Annotated in this window: 25 protein-coding genes and 1 pseudogene; 16 read left to right on the top strand and 10 right to left on the bottom strand. The window is 71.3% G+C overall.

The window, feature by feature from the left end; all coding sequences use genetic code 11:
• Window positions 1–234 precede the first annotated feature (234 nt).
• On the top strand, window positions 235–1,185 hold the full coding sequence (locus AOK03_RS25660) for an RNA polymerase sigma factor SigF (RefSeq protein ID WP_055567704.1): 951 nt from the start codon (window positions 235–237) through the stop codon (window positions 1,183–1,185).
• A 108-nt stretch (window positions 1,186–1,293) separates the two neighbouring features.
• Here AOK03_RS25660 and AOK03_RS25655 read toward each other — a convergent pair whose 3' ends face one another.
• Together AOK03_RS25655 and AOK03_RS41260 are read right to left on the bottom strand one after the other, a co-directional pair.
• Window positions 1,294–2,001, bottom strand: coding sequence for an aspartate/glutamate racemase family protein (locus AOK03_RS25655; protein WP_055567703.1), 708 nt, complete (start codon window positions 1,999–2,001; stop codon window positions 1,294–1,296).
• 355 nt (window positions 2,002–2,356) lie between these two features.
• Window positions 2,357–2,506, bottom strand: a complete 150-nt coding sequence (locus tag AOK03_RS41260) for an ATP-binding protein (protein WP_425264409.1) — start codon at window positions 2,504–2,506, stop codon at window positions 2,357–2,359.
• A 19-nt stretch (window positions 2,507–2,525) separates the two neighbouring features.
• Here AOK03_RS41260 and AOK03_RS25650 point away from each other — a divergent pair, with 19 nt between their 5' ends.
• The 3 genes from AOK03_RS25650 to AOK03_RS25640 all read left to right on the top strand — a co-directional run bounded on the left by AOK03_RS25650 (window position 2,526) and on the right by AOK03_RS25640 (window position 4,390).
• Window positions 2,526–3,056 (top strand): DUF6879 family protein, encoded by a 531-nt coding sequence (locus AOK03_RS25650; protein ID WP_055567716.1) that lies wholly within the window; start codon window positions 2,526–2,528, stop codon window positions 3,054–3,056.
• A 278-nt stretch (window positions 3,057–3,334) separates the two neighbouring features.
• Window positions 3,335–3,931, top strand: coding sequence for a hypothetical protein (locus tag AOK03_RS25645; RefSeq protein WP_055567702.1), 597 nt, complete (start codon window positions 3,335–3,337; stop codon window positions 3,929–3,931).
• 81 nt (window positions 3,932–4,012) lie between these two features.
• Window positions 4,013–4,390, top strand: coding sequence for a hypothetical protein (locus tag AOK03_RS25640; RefSeq protein WP_055567701.1), 378 nt, complete (start codon window positions 4,013–4,015; stop codon window positions 4,388–4,390).
• Between the two features lie 28 nt (window positions 4,391–4,418).
• Here the strand turns inward: AOK03_RS25640 and AOK03_RS44265 are convergent.
• Window positions 4,419–4,487: pseudogene (locus AOK03_RS44265) on the bottom strand (integrase); the annotation flags it as partial.
• 39 nt (window positions 4,488–4,526) lie between these two features.
• Window positions 4,527–5,378, bottom strand: coding sequence for a helix-turn-helix transcriptional regulator (locus tag AOK03_RS25635; RefSeq protein WP_055567700.1), 852 nt, complete (start codon window positions 5,376–5,378; stop codon window positions 4,527–4,529).
• Between the two features lie 87 nt (window positions 5,379–5,465).
• Between AOK03_RS25635 and AOK03_RS25630 the strand changes: the two genes are divergently transcribed.
• Entirely contained in the window at window positions 5,466–6,254 is a 789-nt protein-coding gene (locus AOK03_RS25630; protein ID WP_244177745.1) for an SDR family NAD(P)-dependent oxidoreductase, read from the top strand.
• Window positions 6,255–6,293: 39 nt separating this feature from the next.
• On the opposite strand, the gene hutI is transcribed toward AOK03_RS25630, so the two are convergent.
• The 4 genes from hutI to hutU form a co-directional block, all read right to left on the bottom strand.
• Window positions 6,294–7,466: an imidazolonepropionase gene (gene hutI, locus AOK03_RS25625; protein WP_055567699.1), complete on the bottom strand. Its 1,173-nt coding sequence runs from the start codon at window positions 7,464–7,466 to the stop codon at window positions 6,294–6,296.
• A 172-nt stretch (window positions 7,467–7,638) separates the two neighbouring features.
• Complete coding sequence (locus AOK03_RS25620; RefSeq protein WP_055567714.1) at window positions 7,639–8,991, bottom strand: formimidoylglutamate deiminase; 1,353 nt, start codon at window positions 8,989–8,991, stop codon at window positions 7,639–7,641.
• Window positions 8,988–10,190, bottom strand: coding sequence for an allantoate amidohydrolase (locus AOK03_RS25615; RefSeq protein WP_055567698.1), 1,203 nt, complete (start codon window positions 10,188–10,190; stop codon window positions 8,988–8,990). Before AOK03_RS25615 ends, AOK03_RS25620 begins: the two co-directional genes overlap by 4 nt.
• Before the next feature lie 119 nt (window positions 10,191–10,309).
• Window positions 10,310–11,971: a urocanate hydratase gene (hutU, locus tag AOK03_RS25610; protein ID WP_055567697.1), complete on the bottom strand. Its 1,662-nt coding sequence runs from the start codon at window positions 11,969–11,971 to the stop codon at window positions 10,310–10,312.
• Window positions 11,972–12,111: 140 nt separating this feature from the next.
• Between hutU and AOK03_RS25605 the strand changes: the two genes are divergently transcribed.
• The 6 genes from AOK03_RS25605 to AOK03_RS25580 all read left to right on the top strand — a co-directional run bounded on the left by AOK03_RS25605 (window position 12,112) and on the right by AOK03_RS25580 (window position 17,519).
• Complete coding sequence (locus tag AOK03_RS25605; RefSeq protein ID WP_079074957.1) at window positions 12,112–13,548, top strand: type III PLP-dependent enzyme domain-containing protein; 1,437 nt, start codon at window positions 12,112–12,114, stop codon at window positions 13,546–13,548.
• 148 nt (window positions 13,549–13,696) lie between these two features.
• Complete coding sequence (locus tag AOK03_RS25600) at window positions 13,697–15,061, top strand: APC family permease (protein ID WP_055567696.1); 1,365 nt, start codon at window positions 13,697–13,699, stop codon at window positions 15,059–15,061.
• Between the two features lie 253 nt (window positions 15,062–15,314).
• The gene (locus tag AOK03_RS25595; RefSeq protein WP_055567695.1) at window positions 15,315–15,773 is read left to right on the top strand and encodes a hypothetical protein; all 459 of its coding nucleotides are present in this window, start codon (window positions 15,315–15,317) and stop codon (window positions 15,771–15,773) included.
• Between the two features lie 5 nt (window positions 15,774–15,778).
• Complete coding sequence (locus AOK03_RS25590) at window positions 15,779–16,594, top strand: hypothetical protein (RefSeq protein WP_055567712.1); 816 nt, start codon at window positions 15,779–15,781, stop codon at window positions 16,592–16,594.
• A gap of 37 nt (window positions 16,595–16,631) precedes the next feature.
• Window positions 16,632–17,069 carry a roadblock/LC7 domain-containing protein gene (locus AOK03_RS25585; protein ID WP_079074956.1) on the top strand — a complete coding sequence of 146 codons (438 nt, stop codon included), beginning with the start codon at window positions 16,632–16,634 and terminating at the stop codon, window positions 17,067–17,069.
• A gap of 75 nt (window positions 17,070–17,144) precedes the next feature.
• Window positions 17,145–17,519 carry a hypothetical protein gene (locus AOK03_RS25580; RefSeq protein WP_055567693.1) on the top strand — a complete coding sequence of 125 codons (375 nt, stop codon included), beginning with the start codon at window positions 17,145–17,147 and terminating at the stop codon, window positions 17,517–17,519.
• A gap of 80 nt (window positions 17,520–17,599) precedes the next feature.
• Here the strand turns inward: AOK03_RS25580 and AOK03_RS25575 are convergent, their stop codons facing one another.
• A complete protein-coding gene (locus AOK03_RS25575; protein ID WP_055567692.1) occupies window positions 17,600–18,433 on the bottom strand; it encodes a MurR/RpiR family transcriptional regulator in 834 nt (277 codons plus the stop codon).
• On the bottom strand, window positions 18,430–19,989 hold the full coding sequence (locus tag AOK03_RS25570; protein WP_055567691.1) for an aromatic amino acid ammonia-lyase: 1,560 nt from the start codon (window positions 19,987–19,989) through the stop codon (window positions 18,430–18,432). The genes AOK03_RS25575 and AOK03_RS25570 overlap by 4 nt, the downstream gene beginning before the upstream one ends.
• A gap of 141 nt (window positions 19,990–20,130) precedes the next feature.
• Here AOK03_RS25570 and AOK03_RS25565 point away from each other — a divergent pair, with 141 nt between their 5' ends.
• The 5 genes from AOK03_RS25565 to AOK03_RS25545 are packed head-to-tail and all read left to right on the top strand — an operon-like array spanning window position 20,131 to window position 25,064.
• Complete coding sequence (locus AOK03_RS25565) at window positions 20,131–21,333, top strand: ABC transporter ATP-binding protein (RefSeq protein WP_079074955.1); 1,203 nt, start codon at window positions 20,131–20,133, stop codon at window positions 21,331–21,333.
• Window positions 21,330–21,977, top strand: a complete 648-nt coding sequence (locus AOK03_RS25560; protein ID WP_055567690.1) for an ABC transporter permease — start codon at window positions 21,330–21,332, stop codon at window positions 21,975–21,977. The genes AOK03_RS25565 and AOK03_RS25560 overlap by 4 nt, the downstream gene beginning before the upstream one ends.
• A 1-nt stretch (window position 21,978) precedes the next feature.
• Window positions 21,979–22,650 (top strand): ABC transporter permease, encoded by a 672-nt coding sequence (locus AOK03_RS25555; protein WP_055567689.1) that lies wholly within the window; start codon window positions 21,979–21,981, stop codon window positions 22,648–22,650.
• 11 nt (window positions 22,651–22,661) lie between these two features.
• Window positions 22,662–23,603 (top strand): ABC transporter substrate-binding protein, encoded by a 942-nt coding sequence (locus tag AOK03_RS25550; RefSeq protein ID WP_055567688.1) that lies wholly within the window; start codon window positions 22,662–22,664, stop codon window positions 23,601–23,603.
• A 33-nt stretch (window positions 23,604–23,636) separates the two neighbouring features.
• Window positions 23,637–25,064 (top strand): purine-cytosine permease family protein, encoded by a 1,428-nt coding sequence (locus AOK03_RS25545; protein WP_055567687.1) that lies wholly within the window; start codon window positions 23,637–23,639, stop codon window positions 25,062–25,064.
• Window positions 25,065–25,070: the final 6 nt, after the last annotated feature.

Below are 25,070 nucleotides of genomic sequence, written 5' to 3'. Positions count from 1 at the left end.
GACCGTCGTGGCTGTTGATGACGCCCCTGAACATTACGCCCTCCTGGCGCTCCGGGGTACCCGAACATCCCCCCGAATTCGGACATTTACCCTCAGAACGCACTTGCGACCGGAGCGCGGAAGCGGGTAGGGGTAGAAGAGACAGCAATCGACACGGACGGCTTTGGAGGCGCCGCACACCGCAGTGCACGTATTGGCATCGGCAGCCATATGCCGAGAACGATGGAGGACACCATGTCACCCCGGCTCGACGAATCGCATACTGACCAGGCGACGTCGACACTCCCGCCGCACCGCTCCGCCACCGAGATCCCGGGTCCTGCCCACGAGCCCGTCCCGGCTCAGCATGCCCAGGAAGTCGCTCAGGACACCCACGAAGTCCTCGAGGGCCTTCCCGAGATCCCGCCGTACGACGAGGTGGCGCCGCTGGACGCGAGGGCCCTGTCCAAGACCCTCTTCGAGCGCCTCGAATCCCTCGAAGAAGGCACGCACGAATACGCGTACGTCCGCAACACCCTGGTCGAACTGAACCTCGCCCTGGTGAAGTTCGCGGCCTCCCGGTTCCGCTCCCGCAGCGAGCCCATGGAGGACATCATCCAGGTCGGCACGATCGGCCTCATCAAGGCGATCGACCGCTTCGAACTCAGCCGCGGCGTCGAGTTCCCCACCTTCGCGATGCCGACGATCGTCGGCGAGATCAAGCGCTTCTTCCGCGACACCAGCTGGTCGGTGCGGGTCCCGCGCCGCCTGCAGGAGCTCCGACTGGACCTCGCCAAGGCGGGCGACGAACTCGCCCAGCAGTTCGATCGCGCCCCCACGGTGGGCGAGCTCGCCGAGCGCCTGGGCATCTCCAACGACGAGGTCGTCGAGGGCATGGCCGCCTCCAACGCCTACACGGCGAGCTCCCTGGACGCGCAGCCCGAGGAGGACGACTCCGAAGGCGCCCTCGCGGACCGGATCGGCTACGAGGACCACGGCCTCGAAGGCATCGAGTACGTCGAGTCGCTGAAGCCGCTGATCGCCGAACTGCCGCCGCGTGACCGCAAGATCCTCTCCCTCCGCTTCGTCGCCAACATGACGCAGTCGGAGATCGGCGAAGAGCTGGGCATCTCGCAGATGCACGTCTCGCGCCTGTTGTCGCGCACTCTCGTCAAGCTCCGCAAGGGACTGACGGTCGAGGAATGAGGTGTCGCCGCGCTGCACTTCGGCGCATGCACGACTCCGCTGAGCGCATGAACGGCCCTGTGGGGCCCGCCCCTTGAACTTCGACGGGCGGGCCCCACGGCTGTTTCCTCACCCGCGATCGGCCGGGGCGGCCAGCGCCGCGTCAACGGCTGCCTCCGCGTGCAGCCGGGTCGTGGGAAACACCGGCACCGGGCTGTGCGCCTGCCCGATGAGCAGCTCGATCTCCGTGCACCCGAGGATCACGCCCTCGGCGCCGCGGCGCACAAGGCCTCGGATGACCTCCTGATACGCGGCACGCGACTCCTCCCGCACCACACCGAGGCACAACTCCTCGTAGATCACGCGATGGACGACGTCCCGTCCGCCGTCGTCCGGCACGAGCACGTCCAGCCCATGCCCCGTGAGCCGCTCCCGGTAGAAGTCCTGCTCCATGGTGAACGCGGTGCCGAGCAGCCCCACGCGCGTGACGCCCGCCGCGCGCACGGCCTCGGCGGTGGCGTCCGCGAGGTGCAGCAGCGGCACGGAGAGGGCGGCCGCCACCTGATCGGCGACCTTGTGCATGGTGTTGGTGCAGATGAGGACGAGATCGGCGCCGGCGGCCTCAACTCCCTCGGCGGCAGCGGCGAGTACGTCCCCGGCCCGCTCCCACTCCCCGTTCACCTGCAACTGCTCGATCTCCGCGAAGTCGACGGAGTACAGCACGCAGCGGGCGGAATGCAGCCCCCCGAGCCGCTCCCGCACGCCCTCGTTGAGCAGCCGGTAGTACTCGGCGCTGGACTCCCAGCTCATGCCGCCGATGAGGCCGATGGTCTTCATGGGGCCAGGATGCCGTACCTGGCGGGGCGCCTTCAGGCGGGCACGGGCAGCCCGTGGATGACCGCGGGCCCGTAGTCCACGCCCTCCAGCGCGCGGGCGAGCGCGAGTCGCCGTTCGGCCTGGAGGAGGCGGAGCTCGGCGGCGCGGTAGCAGGGGCGGGCGAGGGGGACTTCGCTGACGTCGATGGTGCGGCCCTCGGCGGCCTCACGTGCGTAAGGGCTGCGCGGGAGGCGGGGCCGCCGCTCTCGGGGCGCGGGCGAGTGACCTGGTCCGGCGCCTCGACGGCGCGACCGCTAGCGACCGCCCGTCGCGCGCCGGTCCCCGGCAGCAGCCGGGCGAGAATCCGGCGCAGCATCTACCCCTCCCCCAGTTCGCACCAGACGGTCTTGCTGTTGGGTACCTGCTCGACGCCCCACCGCAGTGAGACCGCGTCGAGCAGGGCGAGCCCGCGTCCCGTCTCGTCGTCGCCGCCCGCGCTGCGAGCTCGGGACTCTGGACGAACCATGAGGAGAGAACCCGTGCCCATGGATGGCTCTGGCCCCGTCCTGCTGGATGGCGACACCTGGCAGGCGTACTTCCGCGACTTCGAGCGTTCCGCCTTCCGGCTCGAAGTGCACCAGACGTACACCATGCCCGCCGAGGCCGAGACGGTACGCGACTTCCTTGCCGGGGCCGAGAAGCCCGGCGACTTCAACGCCTCATGGCATCGGGTGATCAGAGACCATGCGGCGGCCGGGCGGACGATGACACGCGCCAAGGTCGTACGCCGACCGCTCACGCCGTACAGCCGGTACCTGTTCGAGTGGTGCGTTCCCGGAAATGTCGCGGCCGGGGAGGACTACCAGATCGTTGATGTGACGGACCGGCCGAACCCGGGGCTTCCTGAGCAGGACTTCTGGCTGTTCGACGAGACGACGGTCGGGCACCTCAACTACCGGCCCGACGGTACGCAGATCGACCGCGAGCTGATTCAGCACCCCGATATGGGCAAGTACCTCGCCTGGCGGGATCTAGCCCTGGCAAGCGCCGTACCGTTCAGCGCCGATCGAACCTGAGACACAAGCACAGGAACGGAGCCCAGGAGCTACCAGGGTCTCCCGCACTCCCACCGTGGGCGTCCCGTTCCAGCGTTCCATCCGTGGTTTGTTTCGCCTGGTCAGCGGGGGCCGTGCGTTCCAGCTTCCCGTTCTGGCCGCTACTTGTGGTGGCTGGGACCGGTCGACTCACAGACTCAAGTCGTCCAGCACAAGCGGTCGTTGACCGGTGAGCGTCAGGGAAATGGTCCCGGCGCGCCGTCGACGGCTCAAGCCTCGACAGCTCAGGGAGTCTCGCCATGACCCGTTCCACCATCAGCTCGCGCCGCCGCATGGCCGGGGTAGCCACCGCCGCCCTGCTGTCCCTGGGGCTGCTGACCGCGTGCGGCTCCGAGTCCTCGGACACCGACGCGTCGAGCGCCAGCTCGTCCCAGAAGGCCGAGTCGCACGCCAAGTCGTCCGACAACGGCGCGAAGGGCAACTCGGATCTGTCCTCCCGGGCCGAAGGCGGGGAGTCGAACTTCCTGCAGGGCGACACCACCGCCAACCACACCTTCCAGTTGAGCGTCGACGGCGGCACCGAGACCCTCGGCGGAGTCACCGAACTGAAGGTGGACCAGCCCACGGAGCAGTCGCCCTCCAACAAGCTCATCCCCGGCCAGCAGCAGACGGGCACGGTGACCGTGGTCCGCGGCGCCGAACAGTCCCAGCAGCTCACCGACCTGATCAACGGCAACATCCAGCCCGGGACGGCATCCCTCAGCATGTTGGACACCACGGGCAATGCGACGAAGCAGTACACCCTGCAAGAGCCCAGGGCCATCAAGGTCGACGACCCTCAGACCGGCAACGCCCAGAGCGTCACGATCCGGTTCACGAACCTCACGGTCGGCTAGTGCTGTGGCCGGGATGGTCCACCGTGATCGGAAGGCGGCTCGCGCGACGAGCGCACCCGCAACGGCTGGTATTACTGGGGCATGCAGGAAGAGACGGCACGCTCCGCGATCGATACGTTCATCTCCGCGTTTAACGCCTCGGACGACAGCTATGTGACTGCCCTGCTCTCCCAGGCCCTGACCTCAGACGTGGTCCTTTGGGGGCCGTTGGGTCGCAGCGAAGGAATCGCGGCGGTCGAGCGGTTCGTGCTGGACATCCGGAGCCACCCGGCGGGGACCGGCACGATGGTGCGCTGCTCAGCGGTGGACATGCCTGACGAGTGGGCCCGGTACCAGTGGGTCTTCACCACTCCGGATGGAGGCCCCCGCCTGGCGGGAACGGACGTCGTCCATCTGCGGCGAAGCCTCATCGACCAGGTCATCGTCTTTGCGGGGGAGATCGAGCCGTCCGCCTCCTGAGTCGTCCTTCTGTCCCCTCCGGCACTCGGGCAAGTACGTGGGAGTGGCGGGCGTTCGCGTTGCGCCAGCGCAGGTAGGCGTGCAGGGCCCGGGTCCGCGACCCGGCCAACCTTCCCGGTCAGAGCACTCGCGGCACTCAGCCCGGTACGTCCATGCGTTGCGTGCCCACCACCGACAGCAGCCGCATCGCCTCCTCCGAGCCCGGTGCCGCCGTGTAGATGAAGACGCGCTGGTCCCGGTCCGTGATGTCCAGGACGTCGCAGTGCACGGCCACGAAACCGACCACGGGGTGCTGGAAGGTCTTGCACAGGGTGGGGCGGGCGGATATGTCGTGCGTGGCCCAGAGCTCGGCGAACTCCGGGCTCCTGGTGCGGAGTTCGGTCATCAAAGACTTGACCTCCGGGTCGTCCGGGTAGCGCGCCGCCGTCGTGCGGAGGTGTTGGGCCATCGTCCGGGAGAACTCCTCCGTGTCCGAGACCCCGTACAGGGAGCAGCCCTCCTCGCGGTGAGGCAGGAACGTGCGGCGGGCCAGGTTGCGGTCCCGGCGGGGCAGGAGGGAGAAGTCCTCCATCAGCGCCGCCGCCAGGTCGTTCCAGGCGATGACCTCGTACGTCGCCGACAGGACGATCGCCGCCGCCTCCGGGAGGCGGTCGAGGAGGTCGACGATGCTCTGGCGCACCTCCCTCGACGGGCCCCGCGGCGGGGCGGGCGGGACGCCTGCCAGGTGGTGGAGGTGGTCCCGCTCCGGGTCCGTCAGGCGCAGGGCCCTGGCCAGTTGGGCCAGGACCTCCCGGGACGGGTGCGGGGCGCGGGCCTGTTCCAGGCGCGTGTAGTACTCCGTCGAGATGTACGCCAGCTGCGCCACCTCCTCGCGGCGCAGGCCCGGCGTGCGGCGGCGCGGGCCCGCGGGCAGCCCCACGTCCGCGGGCGTGATGCGTTCGCGCCTGCTGCGCAGGAAGCCCGCCAGTTCCCGTTCTTGTCGGTTCACCGGTCAAGTGTGCGGGACGTCGCCGCTGGTCAGCCAGGTACTGGTGGGTCCTGGATGCGGGGCGCGGGGCGGCGCAGGCTCCTCGGTATGAACGACATGACGCATTCGTACGGTGCTGGTCTGCTCTCCGGCAAGGTCGCCCTCGTCACCGGCGCCGGGCGCGGCATCGGTGCCGCCGCCGCCCGGCTCTTCGCCCGGGAAGGGGCCCGGGTTCTTCTCGCCTCCCGGACCGAGGCGCAGTTGGCAGGCGTGGTCGAGGGGATACGGGACGACGGGGGCGTCGCCGATCACGTCGTGTGCGACCTCGGTGACGGCGACAGCGTACGCGGCGCCGTCGAGCGGGCCGTCCAGTTGTACGGGCGGCTCGACGTCGCCTTCAACAACGGGGCGGCCGGGCAGCCGCCCGGCCCCATGGACGAGCTGTCGGAGGACGACTTCGACCACGTGACCGGCGTCAACCTCAAGGGGACCTGGCTCGCCATGAACGCCGAGGTCGCCGCCATCCGCGCCACGTCGCGGCGCGGCGCCATCGTCAACACCTCCAGCGTCGGCAGCCTCGTGGCCAACCCCGCCCTGCCCGCGTACGCGGCGACGAAGCGCGCCGTCAACAGCCTCACCGCGTCCGCCGCCGTCACGTACGGGCCCGAGAACATCCGCGTCAACGCCGTCGCGCCCGGCACCACGCTGACCGAGATGCTCCGCGAGTGGGACGCGAACTCCCCCGGCACCATCGACCACCTCAACTCGCAGACCCCGCTGGGGCGTGCCGCCGATCCGGAGGAGATCGCCCAGGCCGCCGCGTGGCTCCTCAGCGACCGGGCCTCGTACGTCACCGGCACGGTGCTTCGGGTCGACGGCGGAATGTGGGCGGCCTAGGGTCTGCTCGGTCCAGGGCCTGCTCGGTCCAGGGCCTGCTCAGGCCACCCGTGCGCCCCGTCGCCACACCTCGCCGACCAGAGGCACGCCCGGCCGGTAGGCGAGGTGGACGTGGCTCGGGGCGTCCAGGAAGGCCAGGTCCGCCCGGGCCCCCACGGTGATCCTGCCGATGTCGTCCCTGCGCAGCGCCGCCGCGCCGCCCGCCGTCGCCGACCAGATCGCCTCGTCCGGGGTCATCCCCATGTCCCGTACGGCCAGGGCGATGCAGAACGGCACCGAGGACGTGAAGGACGAGCCCGGGTTGCAGTCCGTGGAGAGGGCCACCGTCGCGCCCGCGTCCAGGAGGCGGCGGGCGTCGGGCCACTCGGCGCGGGTCGAGAACTCCGCGCCGGGGAGGAGCGTCGCGACCGTGTTGCCGTTCGCGAGGGCGTCGACGTCCGCGTCCGTCAGGTGCGTGCAGTGGTCCGCCGATGCGGCGTCCAGTTCTACCGCGAGTTGCACTCCCGGGCCGTAGGACAGCTGGTTCGCGTGGATGCGGGGGTGCAGGCCCTTCGCCTTGCCCGCCGTCAGGATCGCGCGGGCCTGGTCGCCGTCGAACGCGCCCTTCTCGCAGAAGACGTCGATCCAGCGGGCGTGGGGCGCGCAGGCCTCCAGCATCTCGCCCGTCACCAGGTCCACGTACGCCGCCGGGTCCTCCGCGTAGTCCGGGGAGACGATGTGCGCGCCGAGGAAGGTGACCTCGTCGGTGTGGCGTGCCGCGATGCGCAGGGCGCGGGACTCGTCCTCGGTGTTCAGGCCGTAGCCCGACTTCGTCTCGAACGTGGTCGTGCCCTGGCGGAGGGCCTCTGCGAGGTAGTGGGTGAGGTTCGCTTCGAGGGCCTCGTCCGTGGCGGCCCGGGTCGCCGCGACCGTTGTACGGATGCCTCCCGCGGAGTAGGCGCGGCCCGACATGCGGGCGTTGAACTCCTGGGTGCGGTCGCCCGCGAAGACGAGGTGGGAGTGGGAGTCGACGAAGCCGGGGATCGCGGCGCGGCCCTGCGCGTCGTGGGTCTCGTCCGCCGACGGGGCCTTGGCTGCCGGGCCCACCCAGGCGATGGTCTCGCCGTCCAGGACGACGGCGGCGTCCGTCAGGAGGCCCAGCGGGGTGCCGTCGCCCTGTTCCGGGTCGTTCGTGACGAGGCTGGTGATGTTGGTGATGAGGGTGGTGGGCATGGGGTCCTCTGCGAGTGAGTGGGGGGTGAGCGTCTTGCCTCCGGCGGTTCCTTCCCCGATCCCGCCCCTTCCCGAAGCCGGGGCTCCGCCCCGGACCCCGCTCCTCAAACGCCGGAGGGGCTGGATCTGTTGCCGGAAGGGCTGAAACAGATGGGCGGGGGCGGGGAAAGAGTCAGTCTCTTAGCGCCGCCACCGCCTCCGTCAGCGCCGCGGGGACGTCCGGGACCAGGGCGTGTTCTCCGTCTCGTACGACGTGTACGCCCCCGGCCACCGTATGGCGCACGTCCGCCGCCGTCGCCGCGAACACCGCCGTCTCCGCCGCCAGGCGCGGGACCGGGCCCGCCGTGCGGACGGAGTCCAGGGCGATCGTGGTGAGGTCCGCCAGGGCCCCCGGCTCGATGACGCCCGCGTCGGGCCAGCCCAGTGCCGCGTGGCCGTCCGCCGTCGCCGCGCGCAGCAGCGCCGCCGCGGTCCAGTGGCCGCGTGTGTGGGAGCGGAGGCGTTCGTTCAGCTCCATCGCGCGCGCCTCTTCGAGGATGTCGATCACCGCGTGGCTGTCGCTGCCCAGCGAGAGGGGGCTGCCCGCGCGCTGGAGGCGGACCGCGGGACCGATGCCGTCCGCCAGGTCGCGTTCCGTGGTCGGGCACATGCACGTGCCCGTCGTCGTGCCGCCGAGCAGCGCGATGTCCTGGTCCGTGAGGTGCGTGTTGTGGACGCCTGTCGTGCGTGGGCCGAGGACTCCGTGGTCCGAGAGGAGCTGCGTCGGTGTGCGGCCGTGGACCGCCCGGCACGCGTCGTTCTCCGCCGTCTGCTCGGAGAGGTGCACGTGGAGGGGGGAACGGCGGGCCGTCGCCCATTCCACCACCGTGCCCAGTTGCCGTGCCGGGACCGCTCGTACGGAGTGGATCGCCGCCCCGATCCGGGCGTGCGGGCGGTCCTTGAGGAGCGAGGCCCGCTCCGCCCACGCCTCCGTCGTGCCGTCGGAGAAGCGCAGCTGATGGCGGTCGGGCTGCTTGCCGCGCTCGGCGTCGAGCAACCCGGCGGCGACGTACGCCGTGTCGAGGAGCGTGATGCGCACGCCCGCGTCCGCCGCCGCCTGGATCAGCGCCTCGCCCATCGCGTTCGGGTCGGCGTACGGGGTGCCGCCGGGGCCGTGGTGGAGGTAGTGGAACTCGCCCACCGTGGTGATGCCCGCGAGGGCCATCTCCGCGTACACCGCCCGCGCCAGCGCGTGGTACGACTCCGGCGTCAAACGGTCCGCCACCGAGTACATGACCTCGCGCCACGTCCAGAACGTGCCGGAGCCGACCTGGACGGTGCCGCGCAGCGCGCGGTGGAAGGCGTGCGAGTGGGCGTTCGCGAGGCCGGGGAGCGTCAGGCCGCGCAGGACCGTCGCGCCCGGCGGGGGCGCGTCGACGCCCTTGCGGACGGCCGTGATCCGGTCGCCCGCCACGTCGACCGCGACCCCCGGCTCGACGTTCGTGTCCAGCCAGGCCTGCTCCAGCCAGTAGGTCTCCGTCGTCACCTGCACGCCAGCCCTTCCAGTACGTCGGCCAGTGCGGTCACCCCGGCCAGGCAGTCGTCCTCGGCGGCGTACTCGGCCGGGGAGTGCGAGACGCCCGTGGGGTTCCGTACGAACAGCATGGCGGTGGGGATCGAGCCGGACAAAATACCCGCGTCGTGTCCGGCACCCGTACCGAGGACGGGCAGGCTCCTCTCCTTGCCCGCGCCGAGGATCGCGCCCAGCTCGTCCCGGAGCGCGTCCTCGAACTCGACCACCGGCGTGAACGACTCGCGGACCACGTCGAGGTCGATGCCGTGCCGCTCCGCGTACTCGCGGGCCGCCTTCTCGATGCCCGTGACGACCGTGTCGAGGGTGGCCTGGTCGGCCGCCCGCGAGTCCAGCCAGCCGCGCACCAGCGACGGGATCGCGTTGACGCCGTTCGGTTCGACGGAGATCTTGCCGAAGGTGGCCACCGCGCCCGCGAGTTCGGCCTCGCGGCGCGCCGCGAGGACCGTCTCCGCGTACGACAGCATCGGGTCGCGGCGGTCGACGAGACGCGTGGTGCCCGCGTGGTTGGCCTCGCCGCGGAAGTCGAAGCGCCAGCGGCCGTGCGGCCAGATGGCGGACGCGATGCCGACGGGGTCGCCGGACAGGTCCAGGGCCCGGCCCTGTTCCACGTGCAGCTCGACGAACGCGCCGATGCGGGCCAGGCGTTCGGGGTCGGGGCCGATGCCGTACGGGTCGTAGCCCGCCGCCTCCATCGCCCGCGGCAGCGTCACGCCGTCGCCGTCCGTGAGCCGGTGCGCGGCCTCGACGGTCAGCTGTCCCGCGGTGAGCCGGGAGCCGACGCAGGCCAGGCCGAACCGGGCGCCCTCCTCGTCGCCGAAGTTGACGATGGCGAGGGGGCGGGTGAACTTCGCCTTGCGCGCCCGGAGTTCGTCCAGGGCGGCGAAGGAGGAGACGACGCCTAGCGGGCCGTCGAACGCGCCGCCGTCCGGGACCGAGTCCAGGTGGGAGCCGGTGACGACGGCGTCACCGGCCGCGGGGTCGCCGAGCCAGGCCCACTGGTTGCCGTTGCGGTCCAGTTCGTAGGCGAGCCCGCGGGTCTCCGCCTGCGCCTTGAACCAGGCGCGGCAGTCCGTGTCGGCGCCCGTCCAGGCGTAGCGGCGGTATCCGCGAGAACTGGCGTCCCGCCCGATGGGGGCCAGGTCGCGCCACATCTCCTGGAAGGACGGGGCCGAGGGCTCGGGGCTCCGCCCCGGACCCCGCTCCTCGAACGCCGGAGGGGCTGAATCTGTACCCGGAGAAACTGAACCTGTACCGGGAGAAGCTGGATTGCTCACGCCTCGCCCTCTCGCATGGGAACCCGCACACCCTTCTCGTCCGCCACCGACTCCGCGATGTCGTACCCGGCGTCGACGTGCCGGATGACGCCCATGCCGGGGTCGTTCGTGAGGACGCGGCGGATCTTCTCGCCCGCGAGCTGCGTGCCGTCGGCGACCGAGACCTGGCCCGCGTGGATGGAGCGGCCCATGCCGACGCCGCCGCCGTGGTGGATGGAGACCCAGGAGGCGCCCGACGCCACGTTGACCATGGCGTTCAGGAGCGGCCAGTCGGCGATCGCGTCGGAGCCGTCGAGCATGGCCTCCGTCTCGCGGTACGGGGAGGCGACGGAACCGCAGTCCAGGTGGTCGCGGCCGATCGCGAGCGGGGCGGCGAGGGTGCCGTTGCCGACCATGTCGTTGAACATGTCGCCCGCCTTGTCGCGCTCGCCCTGGCCGAGCCAGCAGATGCGGGCGGGCAGGCCCTGGAAGTGGACGCGCTCGCCCGCCATCTTGATCCAGCGGCGCAGGGACTCGTTCTCCGGGAAGAGCTCCAGGAGCGCCTTGTCCGTCTTGTGGATGTCGGAGGCCTCGCCGGAGAGCGCCGCCCAGCGGAACGGGCCCTTGCCCTCGCAGAAAAGCGGGCGGATGTAGGCGGGGACGAAGCCAGGGAAGGCGAAGGCGCGGTCGTAGCCCGCGAGTTGGGCCTCGCCGCGGATCGAGTTGCCGTAGTCGAAGACCTCGGCGCCCGCGTCCATGAAGCCGACCATGGCCTCGACGTGCTGGGCCATCGACTCGCGGGCGCGGGTGGTGAAGCCCGCCGGGTCCTTCGTCGCGTACGTCTGCATGTCGTCGAAGTCGACGCCCGTCGGCAGGTACGACAGCGGGTCGTGGGCGGAGGTCTGGTCCGTCACGATGTCGATGGGCGCGCCCTCGGCGAGCATGCGCGGGAGCAGGTCGGCGGCGTTGCCGAGGAGGCCGATGGAGAGGGGCTTCCTCGCGTCGCGGGCCTCGACCGCCAGCCGGAGCGCGTGCTCCAGGGAGTCCGCCTTCACGTCCAGGTACTTGTGCTCGATGCGGCGCTCGATGGCGCGCGGATCGACGTCGATACAGATCGCGACGCCGTCGTTCATGGTGACGGCGAGCGGCTGGGCGCCGCCCATGCCGCCGAGCCCGGCGGTGAGGGTGATCGTCCCGGCGAGCGTGCCGTTGAACCGCTTCGCGGCGACGGCGGCGAACGTCTCGTACGTGCCCTGGAGGATGCCCTGCGTGCCGATGTAGATCCAGGAGCCCGCGGTCATCTGCCCGTACATGGTGAGGCCGAGCTGCTCCAGGCGGCGGAACTCCTCCCAGTTCGCCCAGTCGCCCACCAGGTTGGAGTTGGCGATCAGGACACGCGGCGCCCACTCGTGGGTCTGCATGACGCCGACGGGGCGACCGGACTGGACGAGCATCGTCTCGTCCTGCTTGAGGGTCTTCAGCGTGCGGACCATCGCGTCGAAGGAGCGCCAGTCGCGGGCCGCCTTGCCCGTGCCGCCGTAGACGACGAGCTTGTCGGGGTGCTCGGCGACCTCGGGGTCGAGGTTGTTCTGCAGCATGCGGAGGGCGGCTTCCTGCTGCCATCCCAGGGCGCTCAGTTCCGTACCGCGCGGTGCCCGTACGGGGCGGGGTCCTGACATGGCGATGCCTCCTCGTTGCTGTGACCTCGTTGCTGTGACCTTGTTATTCACATCCTGGAGGCCTGAATAGAGCTAGTCAATAGCGAACGAATGCACGAGTACGCCAGCGGGGTCCCGCCTCGGATGATTGGCTGGATCGCATGGGCCACGACGAGGACAACGACAAGACCCAGGTGCTCCACGGGAACGCGGTACCGGGCTCCCCCCACGACACCGTGCCCGGCACCACCCCGAGCGTCACCCCGGGCGCCGACGCCGCCGCCCGCCGCGACCGGGCCGTCGCCGCCGCCGTCGAGCAGGGCGTCGTCGGCCCCGCCGCCCCCGTCGCGGGCCTGCTCGACGTCGACGGCATCCGCGCGAGCTGCGCCGCCCTGCACGCCGCCTTCCACGCCGTGACCCCGCCCGGCACCCCCGTCCTGCACGCCTTCGCGGTGAAGGCCACCCCGCTCGTCCCGGTCCTGCGGCTGCTGCGCGGGGCGGGGATCGGCGCCGAGGTGGCGAGCCCCGGCGAGCTGGCCCTGGCGCGGGCCGCCGGGATGCCGCCCGCCGAGACCGTCCTCGACTCGCCCGCCAAGACCCCGGCCGAGCTGCGCGAGGCCCTGGCCCTCGGCATCGCCGTGAACGCGGACAACCCGCAGGAGCTGGCCCGCATCGACGCCATGACCCGGTCGGCGCTGACCGGCTCCCCCATCGGCATCCGTGTGAACCCGCAGATCGGCGGCGGCGCGATCGGCGCCCTCTCGACGGCGACGGCCACCTCCAAGTTCGGGGTGCCGCTGCGCGACGAGGACGCCAGGGAGTGGGTGGTCCGGGCCTTCCTCGACCGCCCGTGGCTGACCCGCCTGCACGCGCACTCCGGGTCGCAGGGCATGCCCCTGGAGATGATGGTGCGGGGCGTCGCGGCGACGTACGAACTGGCCGAGGAGATCAACGAACGCGCCGGGCGGCACCAGGTCGACACCGTCGACATCGGCGGCGGCCTGCCCGTGAACTTCGGCTCGGACGACGAGACCCCGACCCACGCGCAGTACGCGCGCCGCCTCAAGGCCCGGGTGCCTGGACTGCTCGACGGGCGGTACGGCATCGTCACCGAGTTCGGCCGCTCGCTGCTCGCCAAGCACGGCACGATCCTCGCCCGCGTCGAGTACGCGAAGCGGGCGGGCGGGCGGCCCATCGCCGTGACGCACGCGGGCGTCCAGGTGGCGACCAGGACCGTGTACGCGCCCGCGTCATGGCCGCTGCGGATCGCCGCGTTCGACGCGAAGGGCCGGCCCAAGAGCGGGCCCACCGTCGGCCAGGACATCGCGGGCCCCGCCTGCTTCGCGGGCGACCTGCTCGCCGAGAACCGCCCGCTGCCGCTGCTCGAACCGGGCGACCACGTCGCCGCGCTGGACACCGGCGCCTACTACTTCGCCCAGCACTACTCGTACAACAGCCTGATCAGGCCGGGCGTCCACGGCTTCGCCGCGCACGGTGACGAGATGCGCTTCGCGGTGGTGCGCGAGCCGCAGACGCTGGACGAGATCGTGGCGGAGGCGGGCGGCGGCGCGGAACGCGACGCGCTGCGCAGCCTGTGAGCCACTGCCACTGCGACTGCGACTGCGACTGCGACTGCGACTGCGACTGCGACTGCCGGATGCTCTGACCTTCCTCAACTCCCGCATAGTGACCTGGATCACGGGCAGACCATCCCTCGACCCGTACCCGGTCTCGGGGGAGGCACCTGTGACGACGTCCGACACGTCCACCACCACATCACCACCCGTCGAAGAGGGCGCGCTGCACCGCGCCATCGGTCCCAGGCTGCTGATCCTCTTCGTGATCGGCGACATCCTCGGCACCGGCATCTACGCCACCACCGGCAAGGTCGCGGGGAAGGTCGGCGGCGCGCTGTGGGTGCCGTTCGCGATCGGCTTCGTGGTGGCGATCCTGACGGCGGCGTCGTACGTCGAACTGGTCGGCAAGTACCCGAAGGCGGCCGGTGCCGCGCTCTACACCCAGAAGGCGTTCAAGACGCCGTTCCTGACCTTCATCATCGCCTTCATGGTGATGTGCTCCGGGCTCTCGTCCGCCAGCGCCGCCGCCCGCGCCTTCAGCGGCGACTACCTCGCCGAGCTGACGGACGACGCGCTGCCGCCCACCCTGATCGCCATCACCTTCATCGTGCTGCTCGCGGCGCTGAACATGCGGGGCGTCTCGGAGTCGGTGAAGACGAACGTGGTGCTCACGCTGGTCGAGCTCACCGGTCTCGCGATCATCCTCGCGATCGGTGCGTACGCCGTGCTGACCGGGGACGGCGAACCCTCGCGGCTCACCCAGTTCGAGTCCGACGGCACGGGATACGCCCTGATGACCGGGGTGCTGGGGGCCACGGCCCTCGGCTTCTTCGCCTTCGTCGGCTTCGAGGACTCGGTCAACATGGCCGAGGAGACGAAGGATCCGGTGCGCACCTTCCCCCGCGCGATCTTCATCGGCGTCGCGGTGACCGGCACGATCTACGTCCTGGTCGCGCTCGTCTCGTCGCTCCTCGTCGACCACCGGACCCTGGAGGGTTCGAGCGGCCCGCTCCTGGAGGTCGTCAAGGCGGGCGGCGTCGACTTCCCGCACGAACTCTTCGCCCTCATCGCCCTGTTCGCGGTCACCAACTCGGCGCTGATCAACATCATGATGGCCTCCCGGCTCTGTTACGGCATGGCCAACGAACGCATCCTGCCGCGCGCCATGGGCCGGGTCCTCGCCGGACGCCGCACCCCGGTCGTCGGCATCGTCTTCGTCTCGCTCCTCGCGATCGGCCTGGTCTCCACGGGCGAGATCGAGGGCCTCGGCGACACCACGGCGTTCCTGCTGCTGTGCGTGTTCGCGGTGGTCAACGTGGCGGTCCTGGTGCTGCGCCGCGACCCCGTCGAGCACCGGCACTTCCGCGCGCCGACCGTCCTCCCGGTGCTCGGCGCGATCAGCGCCCTGATCCTCGCGAGCCCGCTCGCGGACCGCCCCGCCGAGGTGTACATCCGCGCCGGCGTACTCATCGCCATCGGCATCGCGCTCTGGGGCGTGAACAAGGTGGCACTCAAGGCCCGCTCCGAGGACTGACACCGCCTGACACCGCGGCTGACACCTTCCCGGGGGATGCCTCGATCGCGTGACCGGCACATTCGGTCAGCGATGGGCCGCCCCCGGCCATGACCGAACGCGTCCCGTCGACCTCGGACGCCTTCCCGCGGAATATGCCCATTCACCGCGGAACTCCGGCTTCCCTGCGTACTTTCCTCTGCACCAGGTGGCGTGAGCCGCCCGGTCGGGTGGTGGGGACCACCCGGTTCCACCTTGGGGAAGGGGAGGCCGCGTGCCCGGAATCGACGAGTGTCTGTACGAAGCCATGACACTGCCCGGTGCCCGTGGAGCCGCGATCGTCGACTGGACCAGCGGGCTCGCCCTCGGCTCGGTCGGCGATTCCCCCAACGGTGACTACGAAGCGACCGCCGCCGAGACCGCCGAGGTGGCCCGCGCAGCCGCCGAGTACCAGGCCTTCGCCCCGGTAGAGGATCCGGACGCCGACGGCCTCGGCCTCGGCCTCGACGGAGCCGCCGACGCCGACGAAGACGCCGAGGGCCTGGACCACAAAGGGCTCCCCGTCGAGGACCTCATGCTCACCACGCGCACCGGATTCCATCTGATCCGGTACGTGGAGACGACCTTCGACAGCAGCGTCTTCCTCTATCTCTGGCTCGACCGGCACTCCGGGAACCTCGCCATGGCGCGAATACGGCTGCGCAGCCTGGCCGAACGTCTGGTGCTGGTGTGAACACCCTGCGGGCCGCGGAGCCCGCCGTCGTCCCGCAGGCCATCAGCGCGCCCGCCATCTCGCCCCTGCTCACGCGGCTCGCCACCGAGCGGGCCACCGGCGCCTTCCTGCGCGCCCAGGGCACCCTCTACCTCGTGGAGGGGCGCGTCGTGCACGCCGAGAGTCCCGCGGCGCCCGGCATCGACGTCCTGCTCACGGCGGGCGGCGCCCTGGCCGCGCAGGGCTGGCAGGACGCCCTCTCGTCGGCGGGGAGGCGCCACGAGGTGGGGCGGGAGCTGGTCGCCACCGGCCGGGTCACCACGGGCGAGCTGGAGATGTGCCACCTCGGCGCGCTCTTCGACGCCGCGTTCTTCGTCCTCGGGGCGGCCAGCGGACCCACCCGGTTCCGCTACGGCGTCGCGCACTGGCTCGGCCGGGTCCGCCCGGTGCCCGCCGCGGCGGTCGAGCGCGAGACCCTGCGCCGCCGGGCCCTCCTGGACAGCATCTGGCCCCGCCCGGAGGTCGACACCGCACCGGTCGTGCCCCGGCAGCCCGCGCGGGGGCAGGCGGTCACCGTGCGCCAGCGCGCGCTGCTGCGGCTCGCGGACGGCGTCCGGACGCCGACGGCCATCGCCTGGGCGCTGGGCCGCCCGTCGTTCCACACCCTGATCGAGGTCAGGCGGCTGGCGGCCGCCGGTCTCGTGGAGGCCCCCGGGACACCGGAAGGGGAACCGGGGTCATCCACCAGACCGACAGCCCTTCCCTTTCCGGACCCGGCGGACTGCGCCGAGCCCGACATCGCCCTGCTGCGCCGGGTCCGCGACGCGCTGGAGGCGCTGTGAATCTCCCTGCCGCCCCCTGGGCCGGGACCTCGTCCACATGAAGTTCTTCGCGCCCTGGAGGCGCGCAGGGAGGAGAGAGCTGGTGGCTGCCGAAGCCGACGTACTCGGCGAACTGAAACGGCTGCGGACCCGGATGCCCCAGCTCCGCGGCGCCCTGACGGCCAGCGTCGACGGGCTCCTGCTGGCGCAGGACGCCACGGACGTGGAGGCGGAGGGCGTCTGCGCGCTCACCGCGGCGGCGCTCGGCGTGGCCCTGCGGCTCTCCGACGCCACGCACCAGGGCGGCTTCCGCGAACTGCTCATCCGCGGCGAACAGGGCTATGTGGCCACCTATGCGGCCGGCTCGTCCGCCGTGCTCACGCTGCTCGCCGAGCCCCGCATCAACGTGGGCCGGCTGCACCTGGAGGCCCGCCGTTCCAGCGCGCTCATCGGACAGCTGGTCGACGCCGCCGTCGATCGAGCGGAGGAAACCTGACCCATGCCCCCCACCACACCCTCGTCGTCCTCTTCAGCACGGACGCCCGGCAGACGGAAAGGAAGCACGAAGCACATGACCGACACGGAGACCGCACTCAAGGAAGCCACCACCACGATCGAGGGCGTCATCGGCGCCGCTCTGGTCGACTACACGAGCGGAATGGCCCTCGGCACCATCGGGGGCGGGAAGGACCTGGACCTGTCGGTGGCGGCGGCCGGGAACACGGACGTCGTGCGCGCCAAGCTGCGCACGATGGAGATGCTCGGGCTCAAGGACGAGATCGAGGACATCCTGATCTCGCTGGGCTCGCAGTACCACCTGATCCGGCTGATGAAGGGGCGCAACAACAACGGCCTCTTCCTCTACCTGGCCCTCGACAAGGACCGCGCCAATCTGGCGATGGCCCGCCACCAGCTGAAACGCATCGAGACGGGCCTGGACGTCTGACGTCCGGCCGACCGACCGGCGGCGCCGCGCTCCCCCCGGGCGTGGCGTCGCCTTCGTGTCCGTCCGCTCCGGGCACCGGCCTACTCCACGAACAGCCCCCGCGCCGCCGCCCGCACGTCGAACTCCTCCAGGCGGGCCTGGGCGTCCGGCAGGTTGTCGCACATGGCCTCCAGGAGGACACGGCCGAGCAGCATCGGGGCGCAGGCCGTGTCGAAGGCGAGGCCGGTGCCGACGGCCGCCGGGAGGAGGAGGTCGGAGTGGGCGGCGACCGGGGCGAAGGCCGAGTCGGCGACGGTGACCACGGTCAGGCCCGCCGACTGCGCGTAGGCGAGGGCGTCGACGACCTCGCGGGGGTGGCGGGGCAGCGCGAAGCAGAGGAGGGCCGTGGCACCGGCCCGGACCGCGGCGTCGACGCGGTCGGCCAGCATGGTGCCGCCCTCGTCGAGGAGGCGTACGTCGGGATGGACCTTCGCGGCGAAGTACGAGAAGCCGTACGCCTGGGAGGCGGCGGCCCGCAGTCCGAGGACGGGGAGGGGCCGGGACGCGGCGAGGACCCGTCCCGCGCGCTCGACCGGCGCCGGGTCGGCGAGGACCTCCGCCAGGTGCCGGAGGTTCTCGATCTCCGCGTCGACCGCCTGCTGGTACTCGTTGGCGGCCGTCGCCCCCGACTCCTCGGCGGGCGCCACGTCCCGCAGGTGCCTGCGCAGCGCCGGATAGCCGTCGAAGCCGAGGGCGACCGCGAAACGGGTGACCGAGGGCTGGCTGACGCCGGCGAGTTCGGCCAGCTCCACGCTGGAGAGGAAGGGCGCGTCGGCGGCCCTGCGCACCATGCAGTGCGCGATGCGCCGCTGGGTGGGCGTGAGCCGGTGGCCCTCGAAGAGCACTTGCAGTCGCGCGGCAGGGCTGTCACTCATGCCGTCCCCCTCAGGATGTCCGTACCCGCTGTCGTTCCGGCGCCGAGCTCCGACCACAGGATGGTGAACCGGTCGAGCAGCCCCGCCGCCGCCGTCACATCATCCGTCAGCGGCCGGTCCGCGAGCTCCGCTTCGAGGACGGAGTCGGCGAGTTCGAAGGCCCGCGCGAGCGGTGTGTCCGGATCGAGACGCATGTCCCGCTGCCGCAACGCCCTGACCGCGGCGACCAGTTCGCATCCGACCACCATGCGGAACGCCTCGCAGGCGCGCAGGGTCTGGCGGGCGGCGAGCGAGGCGAAGCTGGCCTGTTCCTCGACGCCGCGGGAGAGCACCGCGTGGCCGAGGGAGGCGGGCGCGGAGAAGGCCCGCAGGTCACCCAGGGCGGCCCCGGCGGCGTATTCGAGGATCATGACGCCGGACGAGGCGGGTTCGCCGTCCGCGAGGAAGGGCCGCAGGCGGGTGAAGGCCGGTTCGTTGAGGGTGGAGAGGCGGGAGGTGGACAGCCGCGCCGCCTGGGTCACGGCCAGCCTGAAGTGGTCGAGCGCCAGGGCGAGTTGAGCCAGGTAGAAGCCGCCGTGGTGGTACGCGGCCAGATCGTCGGGCGAGATCAGGGGGTTCTCGGCGGCCGCGTTGATCTCGACGGCGAGGACCCCTTCCAGGGCGTCCGCCGCGTCGTGCGCGGGACCGTGGATCTGCGGCACGCAGCGGAAGCCGTAGGGGTCCTGGATGCGGCCGAGGGGCGGGGTGGGGCGGTCGGGGGCGCCCAGCAGACGGCGCATGCGCTCGGCGACCGCGTACGAGCCCGGGTGGCGCCGCGCCTCGTGCACGGGCAGCGCGTACGCCTCGTACGAACCGTCGACCGCCATCAGTGACAGCGCGGCGACCACCTGCGTGGCGCCGATCAGTCCGCGCAGCTCGTGCAGGGCGAGCGCGGACTGGCCAAGGGTGAGGGCGTTGCTGCTGATCAGGGCGAGGGCGTCGTTGTTGTCGAGGGGCTGCGACTCGGGCGGGCGACCGGGGCCCTGCCAGGGGTGTTCACCGGCGAGCGCGAGGCCCATCTGGGAGAGGGCGGCGATGTCGCCGGTGCCGACCGAGCCGAATTCGTTGACGGTGGGGTACGCGCCGGTCTCCAGGGCCTCGCAGAGCGCGGTGACGACGGTGGGGCGCAGTCCGGCGCCGCCCGCGAGGAGCTGGTTGGCGCGGACCGCGAGCATCGCGCGGACCTGGGTGGCGGGGAGTTCGGCGCCGATGGCTCCGGCGTGCGAGCGCAGCAGTCTGAGGCCGTGGTCGGCGGCGGCCTCGGTGGGCACGTTCTCGTTCCGGTTGGCGCCGACGCCGGTGGAGCGGCCGTACACGCGGCCCCAGGCGGCGATCTCCCTGGCGGCGTTCCAGGAGTCCTCGGCGCGCTTCATTCCGTCGGTCGCGGGCACCGGCCGGGCATGCGATTCGGCCAACCGTACGACGTCTGCGACCATCAGTCCCCGGCCGTCGAGGACGACGACCGATTTCCTGTCGCCGGTCGCCCTGTCCGCGATACGAGACGACTTCACTCGCATTCCTCCTCAATCGGACGCCCTGTCTTGCCTGTCGGCCGGTAATCGCGAGCGATTTCCACTGAAGCGGCGACCAACTATTGACAACCTATTCAGACAACGAGAACTCTGCATGACGATATACAGCCGGGCAAGGGACTCCTCATGATCCAGTTCGACACGGTCCACAAACGCTTCCCGAACGGCACGACAGCAGTCCACGACCTCACCCTGGAGATGCCCGAAGGCGGCGTGACCGTCCTCGTCGGATCTTCCGGTTGTGGCAAGACGACGACCCTCCGCATGATCAACCGGATGGTCGACCCGAGCTCGGGAACCATCCGGGTCGGCGGCCGCGACATCCTGGAGCAGGACGCGGCGGAACTGCGCCGCTCCATCGGCTACGTGATCCAGCAGGCCGGTCTCTTCCCGCACCGCACGGTCCTCGACAACGTCGCCACGGTGCCGCTGCTGCTCGGCTGGGGCCGCAGGAAGGCGCGGGCGCGGGCGGCGGAGCTCCTGGAGACGGTCGGCCTCGCCCCGGACGCGGGACGCCGCTATCCCCACCAGCTCTCCGGCGGTCAGCAGCAGCGCGTCGGCGTGGCCCGCGCGCTCGCCGCGGACCCGCCGGTCCTCCTCATGGACGAGCCGTTCGGCGCGGTCGACCCGGTGGTCCGCACCCAACTGCAGGACGAACTGCTGCGACTGCAAAGGGAGTTGAGCAAGACCATCGTCTTCGTCACGCACGACATCGACGAGGCGGTGCGGCTCGGCGACCGGATAGCCGTCTTCCGCACCGGCGGGCATCTCGTGCAGTGCGCCGAGCCCGCCGAACTCCTCGCCCGCCCCGCGGACGACTTCGTCGCGGACTTCCTGGGCGCGGAGCGCGGCCTGAAGCTGCTTTCCCTTGCCACGCTCTCGGGCGTTCCGCTGGGGCCCGCGCCGGAGGGCGGCGCGTGGACGCTCCGCCTGGACGCGGCGGGGGCTCCCCTGGCCTGGCGGCACAAGGACGGGGAGTCCGCGGACGTCCCCGTACGGCCGCTGCGCGACTCCGACTCGCTGCTTTCCGCCCTCAACGAGTCGATATCCGCTCCGACGGGGCTGGTGGTCCGCGTCGACGCGGAGGGCCGCCTGACGGGGGTCTCGTCCCGGGAGGACATCCACGACGGCGCGGGCGCCGCCCACGAGAGAGGCCGTTCCGTCCGCGGGCCGGTGGGGGCTGATCGCGCGGTTCCGCGCGCCCCTGAGTCGTCCACCTCGACCCGCACCGAGGCGTCCCCGGAAGGGGCGCGGGGAACCGCGCGACAAGCCCCCACCGGGCCGCGGGCACAGGACGACCTCACCGGCCCCGCGGAGCGCACCTCATGACCGTCGACTGGTCGTGGATCGGCGACCACACCGACGATCTCACCCGCCTCACCCTCTCCCACCTCCAGGCCGCCCTCTCCGCCGTCGCCCTGGGACTGCTGATCTCACTGCCGCTGGCCGTCGTCGCGCACCGCGTCCGGCCCCTGCGCGGGCTCCTCCTCGGGCTGTCGAACGTCCTCTTCACCATTCCTTCCATCGCCGTCTTCGTGCTGCTCCTGCCGGTCAGCGGGCTCACCCGCACCACCACCGTCATCGGCCTGACGATCTACACGCTCGTGGTGCTCCTGCGGAACACCGTCGAGGGCCTGGACTCCGTGCCCGCGAAGACGAAGGAAGCGGCCAAGGCCATGGGCACCCGGCCGCTGCGCACGCTGCTCACCGTCGAACTCCCCCTCGCCCTGCCGGTGATCATGGCGGGCGTACGGATCGCGACGGTCATGTCGATCTCCCTGGTCTCCGTCGCGACGTACATCGGCGACGGCGGTCTGGGACAGCTCTTCACCGACGGCTTCCAGCGCAACTTCCCCACCCCCGTGATCGTCGGCGTGGTCCTCACGCTGCTCCTCGCGCTCGTCGCGGACGCGCTGCTCGTCACGCTCCAGTACGTCCTGACGCCCTGGACCCGTCGCCAAAGGAGCGCCTGACATGTACGAACTCTTCAAGGACCTCGGCGCCTGGCTGGTCAGCGGCGAACAGTGGACCGGGCCCGACGGCATCGGGCACCGCCTCGTCGAGCACCTCCAGTACTCGCTGCTCGCGACGCTCATCGCCGCCGTCATCGCGCTGCCGGTCGGCCTGCTCATCGGGCACACCGGACGCGGCGCCTTCGTCGCGATCAACCTCTCCTCCTTCGGCCGGGCGCTGCCCACCGTCGGACTCGTCGTGCTGGTCTTCCTGGCCAGCGGCCTGTCGATGTGGCCCGTCTACATCGCGCTCGTCGCGCTCGCCGTGCCCTCCATCGTCACCAACACGTACGCGGGCATGACCGCCGTCGACCCCGAGGTGCGGGACGCGGCGCGCGGCCAGGGCATGCGGGCCCACCAGGTGCTCCTCCAGGTCGAGTTGCCGCTCGCGCTGCCGCTGATCATGACCGGGCTCCGGCTCGCGCTGATCCAGGTCGTCGCGACGGCGACCATCGCCGCCTACGTCTCGTTCGGCGGCCTCGGCCGGTACGTCTTCGACGGACTCGCCCAGCGCGACCTCGTCCAGGTGCTCGGCGGCGCCGTGCTCGTGGCCGTCGTCGCCGTCGTCCTCGACCTGGCGCTGTCCGGCCTCCAGCGCGCCCTCTTCAGCCACCGTCCGGCCAAGCAGGCCTAGGAGCGATCCCCATGAACCGCAGAACTCTCCTCGGCGGACTCCTCGCCACCGCGTCCGTGCCCACGCTCGCCGCCTGCAGCGGCGGCATCACCTCCCTCGACGGCGGGGGCTCCGGCGGCGGTGGAGGGGGCTCCAGCAAGAACGGCGTCACCATCGGCACCGCCAACTTCACCGAGAACCAGGTCCTCGGATACCTGTACGCGGCCGCCCTGGAGGCGGCAGGCGTGAAGACGAGCGTCCGGCCCAACCTCGGCACCCGCGAGATCCTCATCCCCGCGCTCAAGGGCGGCGACATCGACCTGCTCCCCGAGTACCAGGGCGCGCTCCTGCACTACCTGGACCCCAAGGCGAAGGCCACGGAGGAGGGCGAGATGCAGAACGCCCTCGCCGTGGCGCTCCCGCGCGGGCTGCAGATCCTGCCGTACGGGCGGGCCGAGGACTCCGACGCGTTCGTCGTCACGCGCGACACCGCCGAGGAGTACGGCCTCAAGTCCCTCGCCGACCTGGCGAAGCACAACGGCAAGCTGGTCATCGGCGCCGCCGCCGAGGTGAAGAAGCGCACGGTGGGAGCGGTCGGCCTCAAGGACGTCTACGGAGTCGAGTTCAAGGAGTTCAAGTCGCTCGACTCGTCCGGGCCGCTGGTCAAGGGCGCCCTGCGCAAGGGCGACGTCGACGTCGCGAACCTCTTCACCACCGACACCGACATCGCCGCCGAGGGCTGGGTCGTCCTCACCGACCCCAAGAACCTCGTCCCCGGCCAGCACGTCGTCCCGCTCATCGCCGACCGCAAGGCCGACTCGACGGTGCGCAAGGCGCTCGCCCGCCTGGGCGCGCTCCTGACGACGGCCCAGCTCACCGAGCTCAACCGCCTGGTGGACAAGGACAAGAAGGACCCGGAGGACGTCGCGCAGGACTGGGCGGAACAGCACGGACTGGCGAAGAAGGACGCGTAACAAGACGTGTGACAAGAGGGGGTTTCGATCGGCATGGCAGCTGAAGACCTGGTGGAGCGGCGCTCCATCGACGTCGTCCCGGACGACGAACGGCACGGCACGGCGTTCAGCCAGTTCACGCTCTGGCTCGGCGCCAATCTGCAGATCACCGCGGTCGTGACGGGCGCGCTCGCCGTCGTCTTCGGCGGCGACGTGGTGTGGTCGCTGGTCGGCCTCGTCCTCGGCAACCTCCTCGGCGGCGCCGTCATGGCGCTGCACTCGGCGCAGGGGCCGAAGCTGGGGCTGCCGCAGATGATCCAGTCGCGGGCCCAGTTCGGGGTGAAGGGTGCGGTCGTCCCGCTGCTCCTCGTCATCCTCATGTACGTCGGCTTCTTCGCGAGCGGCAGCGTCCTTGCCGGACAGGCCACGGCCGAGCTGACGCACACGAACGACACCACCGGCATCGTCGTCTTCGCCGTCGTCACGGCGGTCATGGCGGCGGTCGGCTACCGCGTCATCCATGTGCTCGGCCGGGTGGCCAGCGTGATCTGCGCGCTCGCCTTCGTCTATCTGGGCATCCGGCTCCTGGACCGCGTGGATCTGTCGGCGCTGCTCGGCGACGCCCGCTTCGACCTGCCGATGTTCCTGCTCGCCGTCTCCCTGTCGGCGTCCTGGCAGCTCGCCTTCGGTCCGTACGTCGCCGACTACTCGCGCTATCTGCCGCGCACCACGTCGGCGAAGGCCACGTTCTGGTGGACGCTGTCGGGGTCGGCGATCGGCTCGCAGTGGTCGATGACGTTCGGGGTGCTCGTGGCGGCGAGCGCGGGGGACGCCTTCCTCGCCAACCAGGTCGGCTACGTCGTGGGCCTCGGCGGCACCGGCCTGATCGCCTCCTTCCTGTACTTCGTGATCGCGCTCGGCAAGCTGACCATCAACGTCCTCAACACCTACGGCGGCTTCATGTCGATGGTCACGAGCATCAGCGGCTTCCGCGGCCAGAAGGTGCTCGGGCCGCGCGGGCGGGCCGCGTACATCGCCGTGATCATGGTGGCGGGCACGGCGGTCGCGCTGCTCGGCAAGGACAGCTTCCTGTCGTCCTTCAAGGACTTCCTGCTGTTCCTGCTGACGTTCTTCACGCCCTGGTCGGCCATCAACCTGGTCGACTACTACCTGATCTCCCGCGAGCGCTACGACATCCCCGCGCTCTTCGACCCGCACGGCCGCTACGGCGCCTGGCGCTGGGACGCCCTGGTCGTCTACGGCGTGGGACTCCTCGCCCAGCTGCCCTTCCTGGTCACCCACTTCTACACGGGCCCGCTGGTCGATCCGCTGGGCGGCGCCGACATCTCCTGGATCGTGGGGCTCGTGGTGCCCGCGGTGCTGTACTGGGCGCTGGCCCGCCGGAACCCGCCCGGCCCTGGGGATGGGCCCCGGGCGGAAAGGGGGGTTAGCCCCACCGCCGAAGAGGCGCCGGCACCGTAACGTACA

Origin of the sequence: Streptomyces atriruber (assembly GCF_001418325.1) — a bacterium.
Lineage (GTDB): Bacteria > Actinomycetota > Actinomycetes > Streptomycetales > Streptomycetaceae > Streptomyces > Streptomyces atriruber.
The sequence above is the reverse complement of the archived record's forward strand: the minus strand, read 5'-3'. Positions and strand labels throughout refer to the sequence as shown.

Bases quoted from the DNA above. Each gene is read 5' to 3' on its own strand.
- AOK03_RS25660 (WP_055567704.1), top strand. From the start codon at position 235: ATGTCACCCCGGCTCGACGAATCGCATACTGACCAGGCGACGTCGACA.
- AOK03_RS25655 (WP_055567703.1), bottom strand. From the start codon at position 2,001: ATGAAGACCATCGGCCTCATCGGCGGCATGAGCTGGGAGTCCAGCGCC.
- AOK03_RS41260 (WP_425264409.1), bottom strand. From the start codon at position 2,506: ATGGTTCGTCCAGAGTCCCGAGCTCGCAGCGCGGGCGGCGACGACGAG.
- AOK03_RS25650 (WP_055567716.1), top strand. From the start codon at position 2,526: ATGGATGGCTCTGGCCCCGTCCTGCTGGATGGCGACACCTGGCAGGCG.
- AOK03_RS25645 (WP_055567702.1), top strand. From the start codon at position 3,335: ATGACCCGTTCCACCATCAGCTCGCGCCGCCGCATGGCCGGGGTAGCC.
- AOK03_RS25640 (WP_055567701.1), top strand. From the start codon at position 4,013: ATGCAGGAAGAGACGGCACGCTCCGCGATCGATACGTTCATCTCCGCG.
- AOK03_RS25630 (WP_244177745.1), top strand. From the start codon at position 5,466: ATGAACGACATGACGCATTCGTACGGTGCTGGTCTGCTCTCCGGCAAG.
- hutI (WP_055567699.1), bottom strand. From the start codon at position 7,466: ATGCCCACCACCCTCATCACCAACATCACCAGCCTCGTCACGAACGAC.
- AOK03_RS25615 (WP_055567698.1), bottom strand. From the start codon at position 10,190: ATGTGGCGCGACCTGGCCCCCATCGGGCGGGACGCCAGTTCTCGCGGA.
- hutU (WP_055567697.1), bottom strand. From the start codon at position 11,971: ATGTCAGGACCCCGCCCCGTACGGGCACCGCGCGGTACGGAACTGAGC.
- AOK03_RS25605 (WP_079074957.1), top strand. From the start codon at position 12,112: ATGGGCCACGACGAGGACAACGACAAGACCCAGGTGCTCCACGGGAAC.
- AOK03_RS25585 (WP_079074956.1), top strand. From the start codon at position 16,632: ATGAAGTTCTTCGCGCCCTGGAGGCGCGCAGGGAGGAGAGAGCTGGTG.
- AOK03_RS25580 (WP_055567693.1), top strand. From the start codon at position 17,145: ATGACCGACACGGAGACCGCACTCAAGGAAGCCACCACCACGATCGAG.
- AOK03_RS25575 (WP_055567692.1), bottom strand. From the start codon at position 18,433: ATGAGTGACAGCCCTGCCGCGCGACTGCAAGTGCTCTTCGAGGGCCAC.
- AOK03_RS25570 (WP_055567691.1), bottom strand. From the start codon at position 19,989: ATGCGAGTGAAGTCGTCTCGTATCGCGGACAGGGCGACCGGCGACAGG.
- AOK03_RS25565 (WP_079074955.1), top strand. From the start codon at position 20,131: ATGATCCAGTTCGACACGGTCCACAAACGCTTCCCGAACGGCACGACA.
- AOK03_RS25560 (WP_055567690.1), top strand. From the start codon at position 21,330: ATGACCGTCGACTGGTCGTGGATCGGCGACCACACCGACGATCTCACC.
- AOK03_RS25555 (WP_055567689.1), top strand. From the start codon at position 21,979: ATGTACGAACTCTTCAAGGACCTCGGCGCCTGGCTGGTCAGCGGCGAA.
- AOK03_RS25550 (WP_055567688.1), top strand. From the start codon at position 22,662: ATGAACCGCAGAACTCTCCTCGGCGGACTCCTCGCCACCGCGTCCGTG.
- AOK03_RS25545 (WP_055567687.1), top strand. From the start codon at position 23,637: ATGGCAGCTGAAGACCTGGTGGAGCGGCGCTCCATCGACGTCGTCCCG.